This is a genomic window from Streptomyces sp. NPDC020742, assembly GCF_040641675.1.
In the GTDB taxonomy this organism is placed as follows: Bacteria; Actinomycetota; Actinomycetes; order Streptomycetales; family Streptomycetaceae; genus Streptomyces.
Window position 1 is genome coordinate 63759 of sequence record NZ_JBFAEA010000029.1, and the last position, 23725, is coordinate 87483.

Here is a 23725-nt window from a genome sequence, read left to right on the forward strand (position 1 = left end):
CGAGCACCCGAGCACCCGAGCACCCGAGCACCCGAGCACATGGGACACCGTGCGAGGCCGCCGACGCGACGGCCCCGCCCCCCTCCTCACCCCTCCGCACCCCCTCGCCCCTCCGGGCTGCGCTCAGTCCTCCTCGGCGAGGATCAGATACAGCTCCTTGCGGGCCTTGTTGACCACCGCCATGGCCTTCTCCCGCTGCTCGGGAGTGCCGGTGGCCCACACCTGACGGAACGCCTCGACCAGGCCGCCGCCCGCCTTCCGTATCTCGTTCATCGCCTCCCAGTCGACGCCGCGGCCGGCCTCTTCCCAAGGGGCGTCCGAACCGCTGTCGGCCTCGGCGCGTCCGGCATCGGTCAGCGAGAAGAGCTTCTTGCCGCCCTCACTGGCACTGGCGATCAGCCCCTCGTCCTCCAGGAGTTGGAGGGTCGGATAGACCGAACCGGGGCTGGGCTTCCACGCCCCACCACTGCGCTCGGCGATCTCCTGGATCATCTCGTAGCCGTGCATCGGACGGTCCTTGAGCAGGGCCAGTATCGACGCCCGCACATCACCGCGGCGCGCCCGGCCACGCGGCCCGCCGCGCCCCCGACCGCCACCGAACGGCGGGCCGCCGAAGGGCGGACCGAACGGCCCGAACGCGGAGCGCCGCCGCTCCCAGCCGCCCGCGAAGTCGCCGCGGCCGCCATGGCGCCCGGGCCCGCAGTCCTCATGCCGATGTCCATGTCCGTGTTCATGTCCGTGGGAACGCATGATGGCGTCCTCCCTTTCTATCGTTGATCAGTCGCGATGCCTCAACGATATATCGGGACTGTTCGCCGAAGCAAGACCCCGACCGTACGAACACCCCGTCCCGTCTCAGATGACCTGACCCTTGTCTCAGGCGATCTGGTCCGATTGCTCGCGATCTCAGATGACCTGGTTCGCCGACGCGTTCGCCCGACTCATACGGCTTCGCCTGCGTCCTGACGTGCGCCGGTTCGCAGACCAGGGACAAGATCACACGGGGCCACGGCTGCCTACTCGTCGCTGTGTTATCCAGAGGCAGTGACGACTTCCAAGATCTCCAGCAGGCCCTTCGACGCAGTGCTGTGCGACCTCGACAACGTGATCCGCTTCTACGACACGACGGAGCTGGCAAGCCTGGAGCGTGGTGCGGGGCTGGCGGAGGGCACCACCGAGAGGGTGGCATTTGCACCGGAGAGGGACCTGCCGCTGCTCCTCGGCGCGATCACCAAGCAGCAGTGGGTGGAGTCCATCGTGGCCGGCCTCGCAGGACAGGTGCCGGAGACCCGGGCGCACGAGCTGGGTACGGCGCTCGCCGAGGCGCCGTTCTGGGCCGACGACGTTGTCGTGGGCTTGCTCCGTCAGGTGCGGGCGCACCTGCCCTTGGTGCTGGTGACCAACGCGACCGTGGAACTGGAGGACGACCTGGCGTCGCTGGGCCTGGCGGATTTCGCAGACCACGTCGTCAGCAGTGCCCGGGTGGGGGTGGCCAAGCCGGACCGGAAAATCTACGAGATCGCGGCCAAGCAGGCGGGTGTCGCCATGAACCGGTGCCTCTTTGTGGATGACCGGCTTGAGAACATCGAAGCCGCAGCCGGGCTCGGGATGACTGGCGTGCACTACCGCGAACCTGCCGATCTTCGGGGGCCGCTGGGCTTCCTGCTGGACACCTGAACTGGCCCGTTCTCGCGTCCGTCACCTCGCTCCCGGAGGATGGGTCCCCGATCAGAGGATCGAGCGCATGGCGGACTCCCCCCTGCAGGTCAATGCCCTCATCGTCGATGCCACCGACCCCGACCCCCCGACCCCTGCCACCGCTCCCCGGCCGAAGTGGTCAGCGCGGAGGGACAACGACGCGGCCGGCTCCGGCGCCGACGGCGCTCCCGCTGCGCTTCAGGGTGCGGATGACCGGGGCCGTCTCCACGGAACGGACGGCGTCCAGGCCGGCGACGCGCTCGGTGAGGTAGCGGCACAGGTCGTCGGAGCTACGGCAGTTGACGGCGGCGACGAGGTTGCTGGGGCCGGTGGTGAGGGCGGCGAACGAGACTTCCGGGTGCCCCGCCATGGCCTGTGCCACCGCCGCCAATCCCGAGGGCCGTACGGACATCCACAGTCGGGCCTCGGTGGGAAAGCCGAGCGTCGCAGGGCTGATGTCGACGGCGTAGGTGAGGGTGCCGGAGCCGCGCAGGGTGTCCAGACGGCGCTTGACGGTGGAGTCCGCGCTGCCCGTCGCAGCGGCGAGTTCACGGTAGCCGGCCCGTCCGTCATGGGCGAGCAGATCCAACATCAGCCGGTCCTGCGGGCCGAGTTCGACCGGCGCACGCAGGGTGGCCGCGGGGGCCGCCGGGCGCAGCCGGGCGACCTGTTCCGCTGAGAGTCGGGCCGCCCCGGACCAGTCACCGGGCAGCGCGGTGGCACGCAGCAGCAGATGTGCGGAGACGGCGGTGATCCGGCCGGTGCGCGGGAGCTTGTGCAGCAGCAGCGCGTCCCGCTCGGCGGCGGACGGCGTCTGGACGTTGCACGAGATCTCCGTTCCCCCGGACAGGAGGTGGACGAAGGAGGTGTCGGGTCGGGCGGCGAGCGCGGCGGCGAGGGCCCCGGCCGCGTCGGGGGTGCACTGCAGCCGCAGCGCCCACGAGGTGTGGCCCAGCACCACTCCGTTGACCACCCCGACGACGCGCAGCGCGCCCGCGGAGCGCATCCGGTGGTAGCGGCGGGCAACGGTGTTCTCCGAGACGCCGAGGACCTCCGCGACGGTGCGGAACGGCACCCGCCCGTCGATGTGCAGGGCGTGGATCAGGCCGCGGTCGATGTCATCCAAGGGGAGCGTGACGGTTTCCATCGAACGACGCTATGACATGACGGTTTCCTGCGAAGTCTGCTCGACGGCTGGGGCGTTCCGTCCATACGGGGTGATCGTGTGACGGTGCCGCCAAGGCTGGGGCACCGGCACCGGCATGGAGGCACCAGCACGCGGTCGGCACACCCGTAAGGCCTGAGGCCCACGAAGCCCATGAGGCTCACGTGGCTCACGTGGCTCACGTGGCTCACGAAGACAAGGAGAGCAGCAATGGCCCCCGAGAGCAGGATCCTCATCACGGGAGCGACCGGAAACGTGGGGCGCCAGGTGGTGTCCCGACTCCTGGCACACGGTCCGGAGGGGACACCGGCCACCGCACCGCGGGTGCGGGCGCTGACCCGCCGGCCCACGGCCGCCGGGCTCCCCGACGGCGTCGAGGTGTGCCGGGGCGACCTGGCCGACCGCGACACGCTGGAGCGGGCGCTGGAAGGAGTCGACGCGGTCTTCCTGATGTGGCCGTTCCACGGCGCGCAGGAGGCCCCCGCGGTGGTGGACGCGGCCGCACGGCACGCCCGCCGGATCGTCCTCCTGTCGTCCGGCGCGGTTCAGGACGGAGTCGCTCCCGAGCGGCAGACGCATCCCGTGGGCCGGTCCCATGCGACCGTCGAGCGGCTGATCGAACGGTCCGGACTCGTCTGGACGCACCTCCGCCCGAGCACCTTCGCCGCGAACACCCTGTGGTGGGCCGACCAGATCCGCCGGGCCGACGTGGTGGCCGGCGCCTACGGGGCGGTGCCGATGGCCCTGCTGCACGAGGCGGACATCGCCGACGTGGCCGTGCGGGCCCTCACCAAGAGCGGCCACGGAGGCGCCACCCACACCCTGACCGGTCCTCAGGTCCTCACCCAGGAGGAACAGGTACGCATCATCGGCGAGGTGGTGGGCCGCCCGCTCCGCTGGCAGGAACTGACCCGCGCCTCGGCACGCGGCCGCCTCCTGGCGGACGAGAGCTTTCCCGACGCGTTCGTGGAGCCCCTCCTCGACGGGTACGCCGCGATGCTGAAGGGTCCGCGCCCCGCCCTGACGTCCACGGTCGAGGAGGTCACCGGCACGCCCGCACGTAGCTACCGCACCTGGGTCCGCGACCATATGGACGACTTCCGCTGATCGCCCGCACGTCCGGCCCGCCCCGGCCGCGTACGCCCGTTCGCCCCTCGGCCCCGTACGCCCGGTCCACCCCGTACGCGGGCCGGCCCTCGCCCCGTACGCCCCACCCCCTCCGTACATCAAGATCCGCCCCGTACATCAAGATCCGCCCCGCGCTCCCCCGCACCCCTGCCCGTCCACCCCCATGGCCAATTTCCCGGAAGTGGCCTTGGCCGGTGACGCAGTGGCCCGCATACGCTCGCGGCCATGAGGATTCGTATCGTCGATGCCTTCAGTACTCGCCCGTTCGCCGGCAACCCGGCGGGGGTCGTGCTCCTCGACTCCGCCGCGTTCCCCGATACCGCCTGGCTCCAGCAGGTCGCCACCGAGGTGAACCTCTCCGAGACCGCCTTCGCGCACCCCCTGCCGGCGGGCGGCGAGGCCGACTGGGCGCTGCGCTGGCTCACCCCGACCGCCGAGGTGAACATGTGCGGACATGCCACCTTGGCCACCGCGCACGTCCTGTACACCACCGGGAAGGCCACCGGGACGGTCCGGTTCCGCACCCGTAGCGGGGTGCTGACCACGACGGCCGACGGTTGCGGCGGCATCACCATGGGCTTCCCGACCGCGCCGCTGACGCCCGTCGAGGTGCCGCCGGTCGTCGCCGCCGCACTGGGCACCGAGATCCGCTCGGCCCACGACACCGGCCCCGACGTGGGCGATCTCCTGGTGGAGCTGGCCGACGAGCAGGCCGTACGGGCGCTGGCCCCGGACCTCAAGGCGCTGGCGGGGCACGGCGGCCGGGGCGTGATCGCGACGGCGCGGGCCGCGGACCCCGAGAGCGGCCATGACTTCGTCTCGCGCTGCTTCTTCCCTGCCGTGGGCATCGACGAGGACCCGGTGACGGGCAGTGCGCACACCGCCCTCGCCCCGTTCTGGTCGGCACGGCTGGGACGCGCCTGCCTGGTCGGCCTGCAGGGCGCCGCCCGTACCGGCCTGGTGCGGACCGAGCTGCGCGGCGACCGCACACTGCTGACCGGCTCGGCGGTCACGGTCATCGACGGCGAGTTGCTGGCCGCCGGTTGACGGTCGCCCGCCCCGCGCTGCGTACGGGCAGCCGCCGCCGGCAGCCCGCCAGGCCCTCCCACGAGCGCGAGGACGGGCAGGCGGAGAAGACGGGCAGGAGGAGAGGAGGAGTAGGCGGAACGGGAGTACCCCCTCACGCCGTGGGCAGCCAGTCCACCTGCCCGGCCAGCACCGCGTACCCGACGAACGCCACGATGTCGATCAGGGAGTGGGCGGCGACCAGCGGTCCGACCCGGCGCCAACGCCGGTAGAGCAGGACGAAGATCACGCCCATCACCAGGTTGCCGACGAAGCCGCCGATGCCCTGGTAGAGGTGGTACGAACCGCGCAGCAGCGCACTTGCCGCCAGCGCCGCCATCGGGGTCCAGCCCAACTGGCCGAGCCTGCGCAGCAGGTAGCCGACGACGATGACCTCTTCCAGGACGGCGTTCTGCACCGCGGAGGCCACCAGGACCGGGATCTTCCACCACACCTCGGGCAGCGCCTCGGGGACCACGGTGAGATTGCCGCCGGCCGCCCGCGCGGCCAGATAGAGCAGCAGCCCGGCGCCGCCGATGACCGCCGCGATCCCCAGGCCACGGCTGAGGTCGAAGCCCGGCCGGCGCCGGTCGAAGCCGATCGCCCTCAGCCCCCCGGCCCGTTCGCGCAACAACAGGTGCGCCACCAGCGCCACCGGCACCAGAGCGGTCGCGATGCCGAACAGCTGCCAGGCGAGATCCAGCCAGGGACGGCCGGGCGCATGGGAGGCGTTGAGCGTCGCGGCCTGGTGTTTCAGGCCGCCGGGCTTGGTGACCGACCCGATGAAACTGATGAGCGCGGAGAGCGCGCTGGCTCCCACCGACAGCGCCAGGACGATCAGCGTCTCGCTGCGCAGCACGCTGCGGTAGGGCTCTTCGGCCACCCGCGTACCGGCCCCTTCACCGGGCCCCTGCCCCGGAACGTCCGCACCGGCCACGGGACTTGTATCCGACTGCACACTTCCTCCGCTTCTGCCTGGCCGCCTCTGCCCTGCCACCGCCCCCGCCAGGGTCTCGGCAGCAGTACGAAGATCGCGCGCGACAGGCCGGGACGGGCGCCATCCGAGGAGGCGCGCGCTCCCCCTCCCCCTCGCCTCGAGCGCTCTCCGTATCGGGACAGGCGCTATCGCAAGGGGACGACACAGCTTGCCCGACGGCCCCGCACCACGCACCACCGGGGCCCGCCCCGCGCACGGCGCCGTGCCGTCATCGTCTCCACCACCCTGGCGCTCCCCGCCCACGAGCGGCCCGGCGGTGTCGCTGCCCGGCGGCGCCGTCCGCTGCACCGCGGCGCGCCCCGACGCGCCCCGACGCGCCCCGACGCACCGGACGCATCGGACGCATCGGACGCCCTACATGCCGCACCGCAGGCCTCCCCCGCCGCGCTACGCCCCTTCGGTCGCCGCCTGTCGTGGTCCGGGGACGGCCGGACGCCCGCCGACCGGCCAGGCCACCGGCCAGGTGTGCACCGGCTGCCCACGGTGCATCAGTTCGCTGTAGCGGCGGGTCATCGCGGCGAGCGCGGAGTGCCGGTCCAGCCCTTGGCGGCGGGCGTGGTGGAAGGCGGCGGCCTGCCAGGAGGCGCCGTTCGTCCGGCGGCGGCAGCGCTCCTCGATGATGCCCAGGTAGTGGTCGCGGTCGGCCGGCTCCACGCCCCAGGCGTCCAGCCCGCGGGCCGCCAGCGGCAGCAGTTCCCGGCGGACCAGCCGTACGACGGGGATCTCGGTGAGCGTGCCGGTCCGGCCCGCGCGAGGCCATTGCAGGGTGGCGTCGATGCCGTACCGGCAGGCGGTGTCGAAGTTGTCGGCCGCCGCGCCGAACGGCAACCGGGTCCACAGTGGGCGCGGCTCCTCGGCCAGCGCCCGGACGAGGCCGTAGTAGAAGGCGGTGTTGGCGATGACGTCGGCGACGGTGGGGCCGGCGGGCAGCACCCGGTTCTCGACCCGGAGGTGGGGCACGCCGTCGGTGACCGCGTAGACGGGCCGGTTCCAGCGGTAGACCGTGCCGTTGTGCAGCACCAGTTCGGCGAGGTCGGGCACGCCGCCGTCCTCCAGGACGCGCAGCGGCTCCTGGGAGCCGCACACCGGCAGCAGCGGCGGGAAGTAGCGGAGGTTCTCCTCGAAGAGGTCGTAGGCGGAGTCGATCCAGCGCTCCCCGAACCAGGTGCGCGGACGTACGCCCTGGGCCTTCAGTTCCGGGGCGCGGGTGTCGGTGGCCTGTTGGAAGACCGGGGGCCGCGACTCGCGCCACAGCTCACGGCCGAAGAGGAACGGCGAGTTGGCGCCGACCGCGACCTGAACAGCGGCGATGGCCTGGGCCGCGTTCCAGACGGCGGCGAACCGGCCGGGCGTCACCTGGAGGTGCAGCTGGACGGAGGTGCAGGCGGCCTCCGGCGCGATGGAGGGCGAGCGGGAGAGCAGGTGCTCGACGCCCTGGATGTCGAGTGCGAAGTCCTCGCCCCGGGCGGCCCGCATCTGGTCGTTGAGCAGCACATAGCGGTCGTTCTCGGAGAGGCTGGCGGCGGTGAGGTCGGCGGCGTGCAGGGTCGGCAGAATGCCGATCATCACGATTCTGGCGGCGACCTCGCGGGCCTTCCGGTCGGCGTAACCGAGACCGGTGCGGAGTTCCTCGGCGAGCTGGTCGAGGACCCGGCCGGACAATCGGTGCGGGAGGATGTTGACTTCCAGATTGCACTGGGCAAGTTCGGTCTGGAAATCCTGGCTGGCGATGCGCTCCAGAACCTGGGAGTTCATCATGCGGGGCATCCCGTCGGCGCCTGCGAGATTGAGTTCGATCTCCAGGCCCATGAGATTTCTGGGACGGTCGAAGCGCTTCTCCGTCAGAAGTCTCCGGAGGCCCTCAAGACTGTCGTGGAGCTTTCTTCGATAACGCTCCCGGTCCGCCAGGTCGATCCCGTCCGCGGCGACCTTCTCCCCCATGGAAGGGTCCCTCCTCGAAGTGAACGGCCCGTGGCCACGGGCCGCTTGAGCATGTCTTCCGGTGCACACCGGGGCGCGCGCCACGGTCGATGATGCCCCGGCAATCTGATCGATAACGCCTCAGGGGCCCTCCGGTACCGATAGGCTCGAAGTGGTGCGGCGCCGCGGCAGCTGCCATCGGCATATCTCGGCGGCGATGGCCCTCTGCAATTCACTCGTGAGAAACGCCGGCGAGATCCGGCCTACCGCACCGGCGAGGCCTTACGAGGTGGCTTCACGAATGCGCCGACAAAACGGCGGAAATCGCCTCGGATACGGGACCAGATTCCGTCTTGCCGGAAATCCACAAGACAGGTAGCCGAAACACTTTCAGAACATACGTCGTATAAACTCCGCTGACGAGGCAGAGAGTTGACGCCAGTGCTGCGGAGTTCCCGCCGGCGCTGGGGCCGGCCCTGACCACCCCACACCGGGCCACCGCCCCGGTCAGCCATGCTCTGGCCCGGCACGCAAACAGCGCCGTTTGCCCCTGCCACGCTCCACCGTGTCTCCGAAGTGAGAGGCGACCCACCATGCCGCTGCACCTTTCCCCTGCCCCTGCGCCCGCCCTGCGCAGCGTCCTCGCCGCCCTCGGCTCGCCGACCGCCGTGCGCGAGGCCCCGGTCCCCGCGCTGCGTACCCATCAGGGCCCGCTCAGCCCGGACCACCCGCTGCCGGTCCACGTCTGGGACGACGTCAGCCGCCCCGGGGGCACCCCGCACACCCGGCTGGCGGGATGGAGCTTTCTGGTCCGGGGCGGGGAGCGGGCAGTGGCGACCGCCGAGGCGATGCTCACCGCGGACGGCTGGACCTTCGCCCGCTTCTGCGGCGGCCCCTACGTCGCCTCCACCGAGCGGGCGCTGGCACAGGCCGAGGCGCTCAGCGCACCCCATCAGCCGCGGCTGCTCTCGGTGCCCGAGCTGTACATGCTCACGCTCTGGCTGCACCACGACACCGAGTCCGACGGCGCCGAGGGCGAGCCCGCGCCCGGTGACCTGCTGATTCCACTGGCGCCCGCCCCGCCGGGAATCGCCTCCCACCGCCCGCACCCGGTCGCCGACCTGCTCCCCCGGCTGACCCTGCGCCTGGCCTCGTCCAGCCCGCTGCTGCGCGAACCGGCCTGACCCGGCGCGTCGGCCACCGCCCCGCGCTACCGCCGACCCCCATACGGCGCTTCCGCCGGCCCCGTACGAGCGTGCCCCGCGGCCCTTCCGGCCGCGGGGCGCTCTGCCGTACTCACCCGCGCGGCCTAGCCCGCGGCTACCACTGCCAACCCCGTTGGGGCGGCGTGCACTTGGAAGCAACCGCCCGCACGGGTGATGCGTCGGTACCGAGTGAGTACCGCTGCCGCGAAATCCCTGCGGAATCCCTTCCGTGGGGCAACACTGGAACCGACCGAAGAAACGGGGGAGCGGCCATGACCAACTCACCGAGCGCGTCCAGCCGCACAACGACCTTCACCACACCGCAGCGAAAGACGACTTCCATGTGCCAGCATCAACCCCCTTGCCCGTCAGCGGACTCCACCGACCGGGAGGCCGCACACCTGGTGGCGCACCACCCGGAGCAGGGCTGGAGCCTGCTCTGCAACGGCGTTCTGCTCTTCGAGGACACCGGTGAGCTGCTGCCGGACGGGCAGGTCATCGCTCCGCACCGGGACCGGGTCACCGCGGCGGCCTGACCGCACGCACCCGGCACGAACCACAGGGCCCCCGGCAGATCTGCCGAGGGCCCTTGCTTGTTGCCCGGGTGGACCGGTGGTGCTCAGCTGTCGTACGCGTCCAGCGGGGGGCAGGAGCAGACGAGGTTGCGGTCACCGAAGGCGCCGTCGATCCGGCGCACCGGCGGCCAGTACTTCTCCCCCGCGGTGACACCGGCGGGGAAGACGGCTTCCTCGCGGCTGTAGCCGTGGTTCCACTCGCCGCCGAGCGCGGCCGCGGTGTGCGGAGCATTGCGCAGCGGGTTGTCGTCCTTGTCCCACTCGCCCGAGCCGACCTTCTCGATCTCCGCGCGGATGGCGATCATCGCGTCGCAGAACCGGTCCAGCTCGGCGAGGTCCTCGCTCTCGGTGGGCTCGATCATCAGCGTGCCGGCCACCGGGAAGGACATCGTCGGGGCGTGGAAGCCGTAGTCGATCAGCCGCTTGGCGACGTCGTCGATGCTGACGCCGGTCGCCTTGGTCAGCGGCCGGACGTCGATGATGCACTCGTGCGCGACCAGACCGCCAGGGCCGGTGTAGAGCACCGGGTAGTGCGGCTCCAGGCGCTTGGCGATGTAGTTGGCGCTGAGGACCGCGACCTGGGTGGCGCGCTTGAGGCCCTCGCCGCCCATCAGCCGGACGTACGCCCAGGAGATCGGCAGGATGCCGGCCGAGCCCCAGGGGGCCGCGGAGATCGGCCCGACGCCGGTCTCGGGGCCCGCGGTGGGCTGCAACGGGTGGTTGGGCAGGTACGGCGCCAGGTGGGCGCGGACGCCGACCGGACCGACGCCGGGGCCGCCGCCGCCGTGCGGGATGCAGAACGTCTTGTGCAGGTTGAGGTGCGAGACGTCGCCGCCGAACTTTCCGGGCTCGGCCAGGCCGACCAGCGCGTTGAGGTTGGCGCCGTCGACGTAGACCTGGCCGCCGGCCTCGTGCACCGCGGCGCAGATCTCGGTGATGTGCTCCTCGAACACGCCGTGGGTGGAGGGGTAGGTGACCATCAGGACCGCGAGCTCGTCCCGGTGCTTCTCGATCTTGGCGTGCAGGTCGTCGGCGTCGACCTCGCCGTCCGAGCCGGTCTTGACGACGACGACCTTCATGCCGGCCATCACGGCGCTGGCGGCGTTGGTGCCGTGCGCCGAGGACGGGATGAGGCAGACCGTGCGCTGCTCGTCACCGTTGGCGCGGTGGTAGGCGCGCACCGCCAGCAGACCGGCCAGCTCGCCCTGCGATCCGGCGTTGGGCTGGATGGACACCTTGTCGTAGCCCGTGACGGTGGCCAGCCGCTCCTCCAGCTCCTGGATGAGCGTGAGGTAGCCCTGGGCCTGGTCGGCCGGCGCGAAGGGGTGCAGCTGGCCGAAGGCGGGCCAGGTGACCGGCTCCATCTCGGTGGTGGCGTTCAGCTTCATGGTGCACGAACCCAGCGGGATCATGCCGCGGTCCAGCGCGTAGTCCTTGTCCGCGAGAGTGCGCAGGTAGCGCAGCATCGCGGTCTCGGAGCGGTGCTGGTGGAAGACCGGGTGGGTGAGGTACTCATCGCCGCGCAGCAGCGCCTGCGGCAGCGTCTCGGCGGCGGTCGCATCCAGCTGCTCGATGTCGCCCTGCACGCCGAAGGCGCTCCAGACGCCGGCGAGCTGCGCGCGGCCGGTGGTCTCGTCGCAGGCGATGCCGACCAGGTCGGCGTCGACCTGGCGGAGGTTGACGCCGGCCTCGCGGGCGGCGGCGACGACCTCGGCGGCCCGGCCGGGCACCCGCGCGGTCAGGGTGTCGAAGTACGCGTCGTGGACGATCTCCACCCCGCCGGCGCGCAGGCCCTCGGCGAGCACCGCGGCGTAGCGGTGGGTGCGGTGGGCGATGGTGCGCAGCCCCTCGGGGCCGTGGTAGACGGCGTACATCCCGGCCATGACGGCGAGCAGCACCTGCGCGGTGCAGATGTTGCTGGTGGCCTTCTCACGGCGGATGTGCTGCTCACGGGTCTGCAGCGCGAGGCGGTAGGCCTTGTTGCCGTCGGCGTCGACGGAGACGCCTACCAGGCGGCCGGGCAGGCTGCGGGCGAACTGGTCGCGTACGGCCATGAAGCCGGCGTGCGGTCCGCCGAATCCCATCGGGACACCGAAGCGCTGGGTGGTGCCGACGGCGATGTCCGCGCCCAGCTCACCGGGCGAGGTCAGCAGCGTCAGGGCGAGCAGGTCGGCGGCGACGGTGACGATCGCGCCCAGCTCATGGGCCTGCTCGATCACGGCGCGCGGGTCGCGGACCGCACCGGAGGCGCCCGGGTACTGGAGCAGCACACCGAAGACGCCGCGCTCGGCGACCTCGGCGGGGATGCCGTCGGACAGGTCCGCGACGACGACCTCGACGCCGGTCGGCTCGGCGCGGGTCTCGATCACGGCGATGGTCTGCGGCAGACAGTCCGCGTCGACCAGGAAGACGCCCTGCTTGACCTTGCCGACCCGGCGGGACAGCGCCATCGCCTCGGCGGCCGCGGTGCCCTCGTCCAGGAGGGAGGCGCCGGAGGTGGGCAGGCCGGTCAGGTCGGCGACCATGGTCTGGAAGTTCAGCAGCGCCTCCAGGCGGCCCTGCGAGATCTCCGGCTGGTAGGGCGTGTACGCCGTGTACCAGGCCGGGTTCTCCATCACATTGCGCAGGATCACCGGCGGGGTGAAGGTGCCGTAGTAGCCCAGCCCGATCATGGAGGACAGCACCTGGTTGCGCTCCGCCAGGCCGTGCAGCTCCTGGAGGACCTCGGCCTCGGTCCGGCCCTGCGGCAGGCCGAGAGCCTCCGCGCTCTTGATCACATCGGGGACGGCGACGGCGGTGAGCTCCTCCAGCGACCCGAAGCCGATGTGCGCGAGCATCTTGGCCTGCGCCTCGTGGTCGGGGCCGATGTGGCGGTGTTCGAAGGGGGTGCCGCGCTCCAGCTCGGTCAAGGAGATGCGATTGGTGGTCATCTGCGGGGGCCTCCTGGTCGGTACGACCTACGAGGGGCACCACGGCGCGGGTGCCCGGACGGCCTCCCCCTCTGTCATCTCAACCTGAGAGCTTCACCGGGCCGCAAAGCGGTCCGGCTTTCACCGTCGGTGAGGAGGGGTCCCGGAGCTGTGCCTTCCGTGGCCCGCCCTGCTTTCCAGAGTGACCTCGTCCGTGCGGTACGGGTGCCTGAGAGATTCCGGGGAGGATTTGCTCCTTCGGCGCCCTCGCCGCGAACGGCAAAGGACTCTCCCGCACGGATTCTGCGGCCATTGGCCAGCCTACCAGCGCGCCACTCGAAGGATCCTTCGAGTGGCCGGGGCATGAAATGTGCCGTTTGGTAGTTGTCACAGGGCAGTTGCGACCAATTGGAGGGGCCGTGCAAACCGATATCGATCCCCGGAGCCTGATCGGCCGCAAAGCGTTCGACCGTAATGGCGCGAAAATCGGCACGATCGACGAGGTCTATCTCGACGACGCAACGGGGGAACCGGAGTGGGCGGCCGTCCGCACCGGACTGTTCAGCCGGGACGCGTTCGTACCGCTGGAGCCCAGCAAGATGGTCGGCGAGGGCCTGCACATCCCCTACGACCGCAAGCTGATCAAGGACGCCCCGGACTTCGGCGTGGGCCGCCACCTCTCCCCCGAGCAGGAACTCCAGCTCTACCACCACTACCGGCTGGACATCTCCTCACCGGACCCCGACTCGCTGCCCCCGGGGAACTCCGGCGGCTCCGGCGACACCGACTTCGGCAAGATCGCCGGCTCCGACGACTGACCGCTCTCCGGTCCCCCACCCACCAGCGGCAGGGGCTCCCCCGGCCGCAGCGCCGGGTCCTCCACCGCAAAGGTCCGCACCCTCCCCGGTGCGGACCACGGCGTTTCGAAGCGCACGGTCACTCTCCCCACCCCGCTCCCCTGCACCCAGCCGGGACCGAACTCGTCGTGCAGCACATCCAGCCCCGGATGCCAGCGCCGCGGCCGCTCCGCCTCGGACGCCTCCCCGCCGTCGCCGCCCCCGCCGGGCTCCGACGCCGCCTCGGCCGGCTCCGCGGCCTCCCGCTCCGAAGCGATCTGGGCGAACAGGTCCTCCTGCGTGAAGTCGGCCAGCCCGCTCACGCCGACGCCCAGCAGCCGCACCCCGCCGGTGGTGTCCACCATGTCCAACAGCCGCACCGCGGCCTCCCGTACGACCCCGGGGTCATCGGTGGGCCCGCGGAGCGTCTCGGAACGGGTCAGCGTGGAGAAGTCGTAGTTACGGACCTTGATCACCACCGTCCGCCCGGAGCGGCCGGCCGCACGCAGCCGCTGCACACAGCGGTCGGCCAGCCGCAGCACCTCGGCCCGCACCCGCGTCCGATCGGTCAGATCGACCTCGAAGGTGTCCTCCACCGAGATCGACTTGGCGTCCCGCTCGGCGACCACCGGACGGTCGTCCTGCCCCAAAGCCATCGCGTACAGCCCCGCGCCGTGCGCCCTGCCCAGCAGCCGTACCAGCTCCGCCTCGCCGGCCTCCGCGGTCTCCGCGACGGTGTGGATCCCGGCCCTGCGCAGCGTCTCGGCCGTCGCCGGCCCCACCCCGGGCAGCGTCCGCACCGTCATCGGTCCCAGCAGCTCCCGCTCGGTGCCCGGCTCGATCACCACCAGGCCGTTCGGCTTGGCCGCCTCAGAGGCGATCTTGGCCAGCATCTTGGCGCCGGCCAGGCCCACCGAGCCCGTCAGGCCGGTCGCCGCGCGGATGTCCCGCCGCAGCTGCTCCCCCACGGCCCGCACCGCCTCGGTCCGCGGTGGCACCCCGCCCGCCTCGAGGTCCACGAACGCCTCGTCCAGGCTGAGCGGCTCCACCAGCGGCGACAGTGCGTGCAGCAGCTCCATCACCGTGTCACTCACCTGGCGGTACAAGGTGAAGCGAGGGCTGAGGTAGGCCGCATTGGGGCACAGCCGGCGCGCCTGCGCCGTGGGCATCGCCGAGCGGACCCCGAAGATCCGCGCTTCGTACGAGGCGGTGGCGACGACGCCCCGCGGGCCGATCCCGCCGACCACCACCGGCTTGCCGCGCAGACTCGGCTTGGCCGCCTGCTCGGCGGCCGCGTAGAACGCATCCATGTCCAGATGCAGAATCGTCGGCGCAGCTCTCACATGTCCGATGCTGCCGCATACCACTGACAATCGGCCCGCCGCCGGGCCGGGACCGGGGCGGTGCGCTCAGCCCGCCCGGTTGCGCCGCCGCGCCAGCTCGTCGTGGGGGTTCTTCCCGATCAGCGTCTCACCGGTGTCCACGCGCTCCCCGTGGAGCTGTGACAGCGCGCCCTCCACGTCCCGCCAGACCACCCCGACGGCGATGCCGAAGACGCCCTGACCGCCCTGGAGCAGATCCACGACCTGGTCGGGCGAAGTGCACTCATAGACCGTGGCGCCGTCACTCATCAGCGTCATCCGCGTGAGGTCCGCCAGCCCCCGGGCGCGCAGGTGCTGCACCGCGGTGCGGATGTTCTGGAGCGAGACCCCGGTGTCCAGCAGCCGCTTGACGATCTTCAGGACGACGACGTCCCGGAAGCTGTAGAGCCGCTGGGTGCCGGAGCCGTACGCCGGCCGGATGCTCGGCTCCACCAGGCCGGTACGCGCCCAGTAGTCGAGCTGCCGGTAGGTGATGCCCGCTGCCGCACAGGCGGTGGGGCCGCGATAGCCGATGTTCTGGGCCTCGCAGTCCTCCGACACCGCCGCGGCGGGTGCCGGGGTACGGTTCGCCGCTGCGCCCGCGTGGAGCGGCAACGCCCCTTCCGCCGCCGTACCGTCGCCGGTGATTGCCACGCCGCCCTCCGTCCTCCACGTCCCGGACGGGACCTGCCATATCGACGGTATGCAGTCACTCGGGGTGCGTCAACGATCGCCGCGCTCGCCACGCCGAGTGATAATCACCCTACGAGTGGTTTCTCGTGACCGTGCGCGGGGAATGGCTGAATAGTTTGGCCGGAATCAGACCGTTAGCCCGGCCAGCGACACCGGCTACTGGCTGTTGGTACCGAAGTCCTCCGGCGAGATCTGGTCGAGGAACTCGCGGAACTTCTCCACCTCGTCCTCCTGCTCGTCCGGGATGGCGATGCCCGCGTCGTCCAGCACACCGTCCGTACCGAAGATCGGCGTTCCGGTGCGCAGCGCCAGCGCTATGGCGTCGGACGGACGCGCGCTGACCTCCACCCCGCTGGCGAAGACCAGTTCCGCATAGAAAACCCCCTCGCGCAGGTCCGTGATCCGCACCTGCGTCAGCTCCTGGCCCACCGCTTCGAGCACGTCCTTGAAGAGGTCGTGCGTCAGCGGCCTGGCAGGGACCATGCCCTGCTGGGCGAAGGCGATGGCGGTTGCCTCCCCTGGCCCGATCCAAATGGGCAAGTAGCGGTCGCCTCCCACCTCCCGCAGGAGCACGATCGGTTGGCTGGAAGGCATTTCCACCCGGACACCCACGACGTCGAGCTCGTTCACACAGCAACCCTAGGACGTGCCCGGCCGGTTTGGGTAGTCGGGCACTCTTTTGCTCACTGCGGTCGGCCCCGCAGCGCGCTCTGCACCAGCGCCGCATGGAGCCGTACCGACAGCGTGGCCAGCTCCCGGGCGGTGGCCTCGGCATGGGCCCTGGTCTGCGGGTTACGGTGCCGCCGAAGGGGTGCAACGACCTGTTCGACCAGGCCGGCCTCGCGCTCGGCGGCCGCCTTGACCACCCGCAGGTGCCGCGGCTCCAGACCGAAACGCCCCAGGTCCGCGACCAGTTTGGCGATGGTCACCGCCTCGATGTCGTACCCGCCGTCCGCATGGGGGACGATGAGTCCGTACGACTCCCAGTCGGCGAGCACCGCCTCGTCCGCCCCGGTGGCGGCCAGCAGCTCGGCCCGGCCGATCCGGGCGGCCGTCGGACGGTCCTCGCCCGCTTCGGGCACGTCCTCGACCAGGTCGCGGGCGGGCGGGGCCTGCGCGGGCAGTGGCACCTGCTCACCGCGCTCCAGGGCATCCAGGTGCTCCCGGATGACCTTCAGTGGTAGATAGTGGTCCCGCTGCATCCGCAGGACGTTGGCCAGCCGCTCGACGTCGGCGGGCGTGAACTTGCGATATCCGGAAGGCGTGCGCTTCGGCTCGACCAGCCCCTCCGCCTCCAGGAAGCGGATCTTGGAGATGGTGACCTCGGGGAACTCCTCGCGCAGCACATTGAGCACCGTGCCGATGCTCACCGGCCTGCCGTCCGAGGAGGCGGTGCCGGAAGACCCGGCACCGCCCTTCGGTGTATCGCGCATATACCTTCCCCGGCCGGTCAGATACCGGCGCCTCGCTGGCTCGCGTAGAAGACCAGGCGGTACTTGCCGATCTGGACCTCATCACCGCTGGAGAGGACGAACGAGTCGATCCGCTCGCGGTTGACGTACGTGCCGTTCAGGCTGCCGACGTCGGCGACCGTGAAGCGGCCGTCCGAGCCGCGGCGGAACTCCACGTGCCGACGCGAGACCGTCACATCGTCGAGGAAGATGTCGCCCTGCGGATGCCGGCCCGCGGTCGTCAGCTCGCCGTCCAGCAGGAAGCGGCTACCCGAGTTCGGACCCCGGCGGACGACCAGCAGCGCCGAACCCAGCGGCAGCGCCTCCACGGCGGCCTGGGCCTCCGGGGACAGCGACGGCAGCATGTTCTGCCCCGTCGTCTCCGAGTCGTAGGCCTCCAACCCCGAGATGGAGATCGTGGAGGTCGTCTCGGACGCCCGCTCGGGCTGAGCGCCCGCGCGCAGCGGCGCACCACAGTTGGAGCAGAACCGGCTCGCCTCGGCGTTCCGGTGCCCACACCTCGTACAGACCGGCACGGCCGAACCTCCACCCTGTGAGGCCGATGATTCCTGGGAACCTATGCGGCCGGCACCGGAGGGGTCAACAGAACCCGCGCCGTGCCCCCCGGACGGACCGCCCACCTCATCACGGAAGAGCGGACGCTCCCCGGGCGCATTGCTCTCATCGGCCTGGCGCGGGGCACGGTGCCGCGCAGTGCCGCTACCGCCCTCCTCCTGGCGTGCGCTCTTGCCGAACAGCTTTCCAAACAACTTCACGGGCGATTCCCCTTGAACGAAACAGACCCGCCCGTGGGGCAGGACGAACCCTCGATGCACACACCGGCCCATCCGGACATCCAGTGAACGTCCGTGGCCTCCAGACAGTTTCCACCACACACCACACGCACGGTGCGTCGACCCCCCGCTACCTCATGCCCTCGCCGAGCACTCGACATACCTGTACGCCTCACTGCGATGACGACCGAGCGTAGTCAGGCCGCTTCGCCTCCCGCAAGGCGTCCACAATGATCTTCCTTTCACGGGTCACAGACACCTTGGCCTGCTCCTTTTCCAGCGTCTGCACCACACCGCCAGGAATGTTCAGCGCCGGTTCCAGATCCTCCGGCTTGCCGATGACCTTGAAACGGTACGGCTGCATGACGCGCTTGCCGTCGATCTCCACGCCGCCGCGCAGGTCCGAGAGGTAGGTGCTCGCGACCACCCGGACGTTGTTGACCTGGATGGCCTCGGCACCGGCCGCCCGCAGTTCCTGGATGGTGTCCAGCAGCTTGTCCGCCTCCACGGAGTGCGTCGAGTCGTCGATGGTCAGGTTGATGCCGGGCCCTTGCGCCGCGACAGTCCCGGCCAGCACACCCAGCTGCTGTTCCTTCTCCACGGTCTGCTTACGGGCCTCCTCGGCCTGGTTCGAGCTGTTCTCCAGCTCGGTCTTCTGCCCTTCCAGGCGCCGCTGTTCGTCCGTCAACCGCTGGGAGCGGTTGTCCAGCTCGTCCAGAATGCGCACCAGGTCCTCCTGGCGTGCACCGCGCAGCGCGCTGCTGTCACTGGTGGAACGTACCTGAATCGCCAGGCCGAGGCCGAGAATGAACAGCAGCAGCGCGACGATCAGTTGAGCCCGGGTCAGCCGGGGCGGCCACAGGCTCGCAACCAGCCGCTGCCGACCGGTCTTCGGGCCGTCGTCCTGCCCGTCGTCCGGGACCGCGTCCGGAGCCGAGGAGTCTGCCCCTTTGTCCGACTTCTGTCCAGTACTGTCCGGTTCCTGGTCTTCGATTCCGTCCGAGGGTCGTGCCCATCCGGGTGCGTTGCCGGTCTCGGGAGGCATCGGGCGCCGGTCGGCCGGACCGCTCTCCGGCTCCTGTCGCTCCGACCTTTCCGGCTGTGTGGACCCTTCGGATTGTTCGGGCTGTTCCGGCAGTTCGGGCTTCTCTTCCGGTTCCGGTGTGGGCTCCGGGGCCTCGTCCTTGGTCATCCGCCTCACGCCCGGAAGACGTGCCGGCGGATCGCGGCGGCGTTGGAGAAGATCCGGATACCCAGTACCACGACGACGCCGGTGGAGAGTTGGGCGCCAACGCCCAGTTTGTCGCCGAGGAAGACGATCAGCGCGGCGACGACGACGTTCGACAGGAAGGAGACCACGAAGACCTTGTCGTCGAAGATGCCGTCCAGCATCGCGCGCAGACCGCCGAACACGGCGTCCAGCGCCGCGACGACAGCGATCGGCAAGTAGGGCTCGACCACCGTCGGCACCACGGGTCGGACGACAAGTCCGACCACGACTCCCACGATGAGGCCCAGTACGGCGATCACGATGTGCCCTTCCCTGTGTCGGCACCGCCCGACGTGGCGGGGCCGGCCTGCGGCTTTGCGGTACGTACGATCAAACTCGGCGCGGGCGGCAGCGTGACCTCGTTCTCGGCGGAAATCCTCGTGCGCACGCCGTAGTTCTCCTGCAGCACATGCAGATACTGACCATCGGCGCTGTCCTGGAACGCGGTGCTCAGCCGCTGCCCGTCCCCCACCGCCAGCACCGTATAGGGCGGCACCAGCGGCTTGTTGTCGACCAGTATGGCGTCTCCGGCGGCTCTGATAGCCGAGAGTGACGTAAGCCGCTGCCCATTGACGGAGATGGCCTCCGCACCGGACTCCCAGAGGCCGTTGACGACACGCTGCATGTCCCTGTCACGTACCCGCCCGGTGTCGGAGAAACCACTGCTCTCGCGGGGACCTCCGCCGTTGGACTCCGCGCCCTTGGCGTCATCGACGACGAGCTTGACGCCGGGCCCGGTGACCTGGGTCGAGCCGGACAGCAGGGACAGCACCTCGACCCGGTCACCGCCGTGCTTCTTCAGCGCCTCACGCTGCATCCTGCCGACGTCGTCCCGCAGGGCGTCGACCTGCTGCTGCTGCCGGTCCGCCTCTGCTGTGCCCTTCTGGATGCGGTTGATCAGCTCCTCGCGCTCCTTGGCGAGCGTCGGTGCCGATATCCGCGCCTGGGCCGCTCCTACGGTCACCACCAGCGCAGCCAGCACCAGACCGGCCGCGAGGCCCAACTTCGCCCGCAGGGTGCGCGGCAGACCGCGCACGCCGGTCTCGGACCGGCGCGCGGCCGCCTCGGCGTACCCGTCGTCGAGGCTGTGATCCATCACATTGGTCAGCAGCGACATCGAGGCATCGGGACGCGCGGGCGGCGTGTGCGGGGTGCTCCGATCGGGGCGCTGCTGCGACATGCCGCACATCGTCGCACGTCGCCCGCACAGTCTCCCAATGGCCCCACCGGCGTGCCGATCGGCGGCCCGCCGGCGGGGCCCCGGTTAGCGTCCTGCGCTGTCGACCACGGCCGACCACTCGTCCAGCAGCTGCTGGGCGGAGGCGTCGTCCGGGCCTTCCGCCCACAGGTGGGTGACCGCCTCGGCCGGGTCGGGCAACACCATCACCCAGCGACCGTCGGACTCCACGACCCGTACGCCGTCGGTGGTGTCCACGTCCCGGTCGCCGGCCGCCTCCACGACGTGGCGCATCACCAGTCCCTTCACTGCCCAGGGGGTCGCCAGGTCGCGGCGCAGCACATGCGCGCGCGGGATGCGTGCGTCGATCTGGCTGAGGGTGAGCTGGGTACGTGCCACCAGGCCGATCAGCCGGACGAAGGCGGCCGCACCGTCGAAGACGCTGCTGAACTCAGGGACAATGAAGCCGCCCATCCCGTCCCCGCCGAAGACCGTGCTGTCCTCGCGCCCGACCCGCGTCAGATCGTCGGGCGAGGTCGTCGTCCACTCCACCTGGGTGCCGTGGTACGCCGCCACCTGCTCGGCGATCCGGGTGGTGGTCACCGGGAGCGCCACCCGTCCGGTACGCCGCTCGGCGGCGACCAGGTCCAGCATGACCAGCAGCGCACGGTCGTCCTCGATGATCCGACCGCGCTCGTCCACCAGGGACAGCCGCTCGCCCACGGGGTCGAAGCGCACCCCGAACGCGGCCCGCGCCGACGCCACGATCTCACCGAGCCGGACCAGCCCCGCGCGGCGGGCGTCCGGGGTCTCGGTGGGCCGTGACTCGTCGAGTCCGGGGTTGATGGTCAGGGAGTCGACGCCGAGCCGGCCCAGCAGGCTGGGCAGGACCAGGCCCGCGCTTCCGTTGGAGGCGTCCACGACGACCTTCAGGCCCGACTCGGCGATGCCTGTGGTGTCCACGGCCCGCAGCAGCGATCCGGTGTAGGAGTCGAAGACACTGGCCGGGAAGATCAGGTCACCGATCTCACCGGGGAAGGCACGCCGGTACTCCTGGCGGGCGTAGACCCGGTCGAGCTTGCGCTGCCCGCCCTGTGAGAGGTCGGCGCCCCGTTCGTCGAAGAACATGATGTCGACGGAGTCCGGGACACCGGGCGTCGTACGGATCATGATGCCGCCGGCGCTGCCTCGGGCGGTCTGCTGACGGGCGACCGGCAGCGGGACGTTCTCCAGGTCGCGTACGTCGATGGCGCTGGTCTGGAGGGCCGAGATCACCGCGCGTTTGAGGGCCCGCGCGCCTCGGGAGTGGTCGCGCGCGGTGGTGACCGTGGAGCCCTTCTTCAGCGTGGTGGCGTAGGCGCCCGCGAGCCGCACGGCGAGTTCCGGGGTGATCTCGACATTGAGGATGCCGGTCACCCCACGGGCACCAAAGAGATGCGCCTGTCCACGGGACTCCCAGATCACCGAGGTGTTGACGAAGGCGCCGGCCTCGATGGTCTTGAAGGGGTAGACCCGCACATTGCCCTGGACGATCGACTCCTCGCCGATGAGGCATTCATCGCCGATCACCGCGCCGTCCTCGATCCGGGCGGCACGCATGATGTCGGTGTTCTTCCCGATCACACAGCCGCGCAGATTGCTCTGCTGCCCCAGATAGACGTTGTCGTGGATGACGGCGCGGTGCAGGAACGCCCCGCTCTTGACCACGACGTTGGAGCCGACGACGGTGTGCTCGCGAATCTCCGTGCCGGCTTCGACCTTGGCGTAGTCGCCGATGTAGAGGGGGCCGCGGAGCACCGCGTCGGGATGCACCTCAGCGCCCTCGGCGACCCACACGCCCGGCGAGATCTCGAAGCCGTCGATTTCCACATCGACCTTGCCCTCGAGCACATCGGCCTGGGCCTTCACATAGCTCTCATGGGTGCCGACGTCCTCCCAGTAGCCCTCAGCGACATAGCCGTAGATCGGCTTGCCTTCCTTCATGAGCTGCGGAAAGACATCACCGGACCAGTCGACCGACACATCGGGCGCGACGTAGTCGAAGACCTCCGGCTCCATCACGTAGATACCGGTGTTGACGGTGTCCGAGAAGACCTGCCCCCAGGTGGGCTTTTCCAGGAAGCGCTCGACCCGGCCACCCTCGTCGACGATGGTGATACCGAACTCAAGGGGGTTGGGGACCCTGGTGAGGCAGACGGTGACCAGGGCGCCCTTTTCCTTGTGGAACCGAATGAGGTCGGTCAGGTCGAAGTCGGTGAGGGCGTCGCCGGAGATGACGAGGAAGGCGTCGTCCTTGAGGGCGTCCTCGGCGTTCTTCACGCTGCCGGCGGTGCCGAGGGGCTTTTCCTCATGGGCGTAGGTGAGCTCCATTCCGAGCTCTTCCCCGTCGCCGAAATAGTTCTTGACGAGCGAGGCAAGGAATTGCACGGTTACGACGGTCTCATTGAGCCCATGCCGTTTCAGCAGCCGCAGAACGTGCTCCATGATCGGCCGGTTGACGACCGGGAGCAGCGGCTTGGGCATGCTGGACGTCATGGGGCGAAGGCGTGTTCCTTCGCCGCCGGCCATCACAACGGCCTTCATGTCGGAAGCGTCCTCCTCTGAGAGACGACGGTCTTGCCGACTTCACTTGTCCAGATCGCCCACTTCGGTTCTCACTTACGGGCGCCGGGCGGTGGCACTATCTGCCGGTCAGGAGAGCTCAGTCGGCTGTGGTGTCCGCCTTGATGAGCCGGCGGACCTGGACCACGTAGAGGATCCCTGCCCACCAATACAGCGCCGTACCCCATCCTGCGAACGCCCATCCGAAAACGGAAGCGAGCGAGTGAAGCCAGCCTCTTCCGTCGCTCAGGAGCAGCAACGGGAAGGCGTACATCAAGTTGAACGTAGCCGCCTTGCCCAGGAAGTTCACCTGGGGAGGGCCATACTTGTGACGCGCGAGGAGGCCGACGGCGATCAGCAGCATCAGCTCCCGCGCCAGCAGCGCCGCGGTGAGCCAGACCGGCAGGATCTCGCGCCAGGTCAGACCCACCAGGGTCGACAGGATGTAGAGGCGGTCGGCCGCCGGGTCGAGGATCCGGCCCAGGCTGCTGATCTGGTTCCAGCGCCGGGCGAGCTTGCCGTCGAGGTAGTCGCTGATGCCGCTCAGTGCGAGGACCAGCAGCGCCCAGCCGTCAGCCTTGGGGCCGCCAAATTCCGGCCAGAGGATCAACCACAGGAACACCGGTACGCCGACCAGCCGAGCCATGCTCAGGATATTCGGGATGGTGAGGATGCGATCCGTCTGGACCCGCGTCTCCTGGACCTCCACCGCGGGGGCCTCCTGTGGGGAAATGTACCAACGATGCCCCCTGACCTTACCTGCCCGGCCGGGTGAGCAGTGCCGCGGGTCCCGAGGTCACCCGCCAACGCAAAAAAGCTCCGGTCCCTGAACCACAAGGGTTCAGGGACCGGAGCTAATAATAGTTCGGCGGCGTCCTAC

General features: G+C 70.4%; 21 protein-coding genes and 1 riboswitch. Of the genes, 6 read left to right on the plus strand and 15 right to left on the minus strand.

Going from position 1 to position 23725, the window contains the following annotated elements; genetic code table 11:
* Nucleotides 1–123: 123 nt before the first annotated feature.
* Nucleotides 124–750: a PadR family transcriptional regulator gene (locus AB0G84_RS31690; RefSeq protein ID WP_361328489.1), complete on the minus strand. Its 627-nt coding sequence runs from the start codon at nt 748–750 to the stop codon at nt 124–126.
* Between the two features lie 294 nt (nt 751–1044).
* Between AB0G84_RS31690 and AB0G84_RS31695 the strand changes: the two genes are divergently transcribed.
* The gene (locus AB0G84_RS31695; RefSeq protein WP_361328492.1) at nt 1045–1677 is read left to right on the plus strand and encodes an HAD-IA family hydrolase; all 633 of its coding nucleotides are present in this window, start codon (nt 1045–1047) and stop codon (nt 1675–1677) included.
* 160 nt (nt 1678–1837) lie between these two features.
* On the opposite strand, the gene AB0G84_RS31700 is transcribed toward AB0G84_RS31695, so the two are convergent.
* Nucleotides 1838–2845 (minus strand): AsnC family transcriptional regulator, encoded by a 1008-nt coding sequence (locus tag AB0G84_RS31700; RefSeq protein WP_361328495.1) that lies wholly within the window; start codon nt 2843–2845, stop codon nt 1838–1840.
* Nucleotides 2846–3073: 228 nt separating this feature from the next.
* Here AB0G84_RS31700 and AB0G84_RS31705 point away from each other — a divergent pair, with 228 nt between their 5' ends.
* Nucleotides 3074–3970 carry an NAD(P)H-binding protein gene (locus AB0G84_RS31705; protein ID WP_361328498.1) on the plus strand — a complete coding sequence of 299 codons (897 nt, stop codon included), beginning with the start codon at nt 3074–3076 and terminating at the stop codon, nt 3968–3970.
* Nucleotides 3971–4216: 246 nt separating this feature from the next.
* Complete coding sequence (locus AB0G84_RS31710) at nt 4217–5038, plus strand: PhzF family phenazine biosynthesis protein (protein WP_361328501.1); 822 nt, start codon at nt 4217–4219, stop codon at nt 5036–5038.
* A gap of 133 nt (nt 5039–5171) precedes the next feature.
* On the opposite strand, the gene AB0G84_RS31715 is transcribed toward AB0G84_RS31710, so the two are convergent.
* Together AB0G84_RS31715 and AB0G84_RS31720 are read right to left on the minus strand one after the other, a co-directional pair.
* Nucleotides 5172–5939: a CPBP family intramembrane glutamic endopeptidase gene (locus AB0G84_RS31715; protein ID WP_361328504.1), complete on the minus strand. Its 768-nt coding sequence runs from the start codon at nt 5937–5939 to the stop codon at nt 5172–5174.
* A gap of 501 nt (nt 5940–6440) precedes the next feature.
* Nucleotides 6441–7994, minus strand: coding sequence for a glutamate-cysteine ligase family protein (locus AB0G84_RS31720; RefSeq protein WP_361328507.1), 1554 nt, complete (start codon nt 7992–7994; stop codon nt 6441–6443).
* Nucleotides 7995–8566: 572 nt separating this feature from the next.
* Here AB0G84_RS31720 and AB0G84_RS31725 point away from each other — a divergent pair.
* Together AB0G84_RS31725 and AB0G84_RS31730 are read left to right on the plus strand one after the other, a co-directional pair.
* Nucleotides 8567–9157 (plus strand): hypothetical protein, encoded by a 591-nt coding sequence (locus AB0G84_RS31725; protein ID WP_361328510.1) that lies wholly within the window; start codon nt 8567–8569, stop codon nt 9155–9157.
* A 362-nt stretch (nt 9158–9519) separates the two neighbouring features.
* Nucleotides 9520–9714: a DUF5999 family protein gene (locus AB0G84_RS31730; protein WP_361328513.1), complete on the plus strand. Its 195-nt coding sequence runs from the start codon at nt 9520–9522 to the stop codon at nt 9712–9714.
* An 83-nt stretch (nt 9715–9797) separates the two neighbouring features.
* On the opposite strand, the gene gcvP is transcribed toward AB0G84_RS31730, so the two are convergent.
* Nucleotides 9798–12683 (minus strand): aminomethyl-transferring glycine dehydrogenase, encoded by a 2886-nt coding sequence (gene gcvP / locus AB0G84_RS31735; protein WP_361328516.1) that lies wholly within the window; start codon nt 12681–12683, stop codon nt 9798–9800.
* 186 nt (nt 12684–12869) lie between these two features.
* A riboswitch (glycine riboswitch) is annotated at nt 12870–12967 on the minus strand.
* A gap of 114 nt (nt 12968–13081) precedes the next feature.
* Here gcvP and AB0G84_RS31740 point away from each other — a divergent pair.
* The gene (locus tag AB0G84_RS31740) at nt 13082–13480 is read left to right on the plus strand and encodes a PRC-barrel domain-containing protein (protein ID WP_361328519.1); all 399 of its coding nucleotides are present in this window, start codon (nt 13082–13084) and stop codon (nt 13478–13480) included.
* On the opposite strand, the gene AB0G84_RS31745 is transcribed toward AB0G84_RS31740, so the two are convergent.
* The 10 genes from AB0G84_RS31745 to AB0G84_RS31790 all read right to left on the minus strand — a co-directional run bounded on the left by AB0G84_RS31745 (nt 13375) and on the right by AB0G84_RS31790 (nt 23554).
* Entirely contained in the window at nt 13375–14841 is a 1467-nt protein-coding gene (locus AB0G84_RS31745) for a DNA polymerase IV (protein WP_361328522.1), read from the minus strand. The two genes, AB0G84_RS31740 and AB0G84_RS31745, sit on opposite strands and share 106 nt — an antisense overlap.
* A gap of 66 nt (nt 14842–14907) precedes the next feature.
* Nucleotides 14908–15513 carry a MerR family transcriptional regulator gene (locus tag AB0G84_RS31750; RefSeq protein ID WP_361328525.1) on the minus strand — a complete coding sequence of 202 codons (606 nt, stop codon included), beginning with the start codon at nt 15511–15513 and terminating at the stop codon, nt 14908–14910.
* A 195-nt stretch (nt 15514–15708) separates the two neighbouring features.
* Nucleotides 15709–16182: a bifunctional nuclease family protein gene (locus AB0G84_RS31755; protein WP_006606439.1), complete on the minus strand. Its 474-nt coding sequence runs from the start codon at nt 16180–16182 to the stop codon at nt 15709–15711.
* A gap of 53 nt (nt 16183–16235) precedes the next feature.
* Nucleotides 16236–16985 carry a MerR family transcriptional regulator gene (locus AB0G84_RS31760; protein WP_361328528.1) on the minus strand — a complete coding sequence of 250 codons (750 nt, stop codon included), beginning with the start codon at nt 16983–16985 and terminating at the stop codon, nt 16236–16238.
* Between the two features lie 17 nt (nt 16986–17002).
* The gene (locus AB0G84_RS31765) at nt 17003–17851 is read right to left on the minus strand and encodes an FHA domain-containing protein (RefSeq protein WP_361328530.1); all 849 of its coding nucleotides are present in this window, start codon (nt 17849–17851) and stop codon (nt 17003–17005) included.
* 118 nt (nt 17852–17969) lie between these two features.
* Complete coding sequence (locus AB0G84_RS31770; RefSeq protein WP_361328545.1) at nt 17970–18842, minus strand: DUF881 domain-containing protein; 873 nt, start codon at nt 18840–18842, stop codon at nt 17970–17972.
* A 152-nt stretch (nt 18843–18994) separates the two neighbouring features.
* Entirely contained in the window at nt 18995–19327 is a 333-nt protein-coding gene (locus tag AB0G84_RS31775) for a small basic family protein (protein ID WP_003984969.1), read from the minus strand.
* Nucleotides 19324–20247 (minus strand): DUF881 domain-containing protein, encoded by a 924-nt coding sequence (locus AB0G84_RS31780; protein WP_361328533.1) that lies wholly within the window; start codon nt 20245–20247, stop codon nt 19324–19326. The genes AB0G84_RS31775 and AB0G84_RS31780 overlap by 4 nt, the downstream gene beginning before the upstream one ends.
* An 84-nt stretch (nt 20248–20331) precedes the next feature.
* Entirely contained in the window at nt 20332–22827 is a 2496-nt protein-coding gene (locus AB0G84_RS31785) for a mannose-1-phosphate guanyltransferase (RefSeq protein ID WP_361328536.1), read from the minus strand.
* Between the two features lie 118 nt (nt 22828–22945).
* Complete coding sequence (locus AB0G84_RS31790) at nt 22946–23554, minus strand: CDP-alcohol phosphatidyltransferase family protein (RefSeq protein ID WP_361328539.1); 609 nt, start codon at nt 23552–23554, stop codon at nt 22946–22948.
* Nucleotides 23555–23725 lie beyond the last annotated feature (171 nt).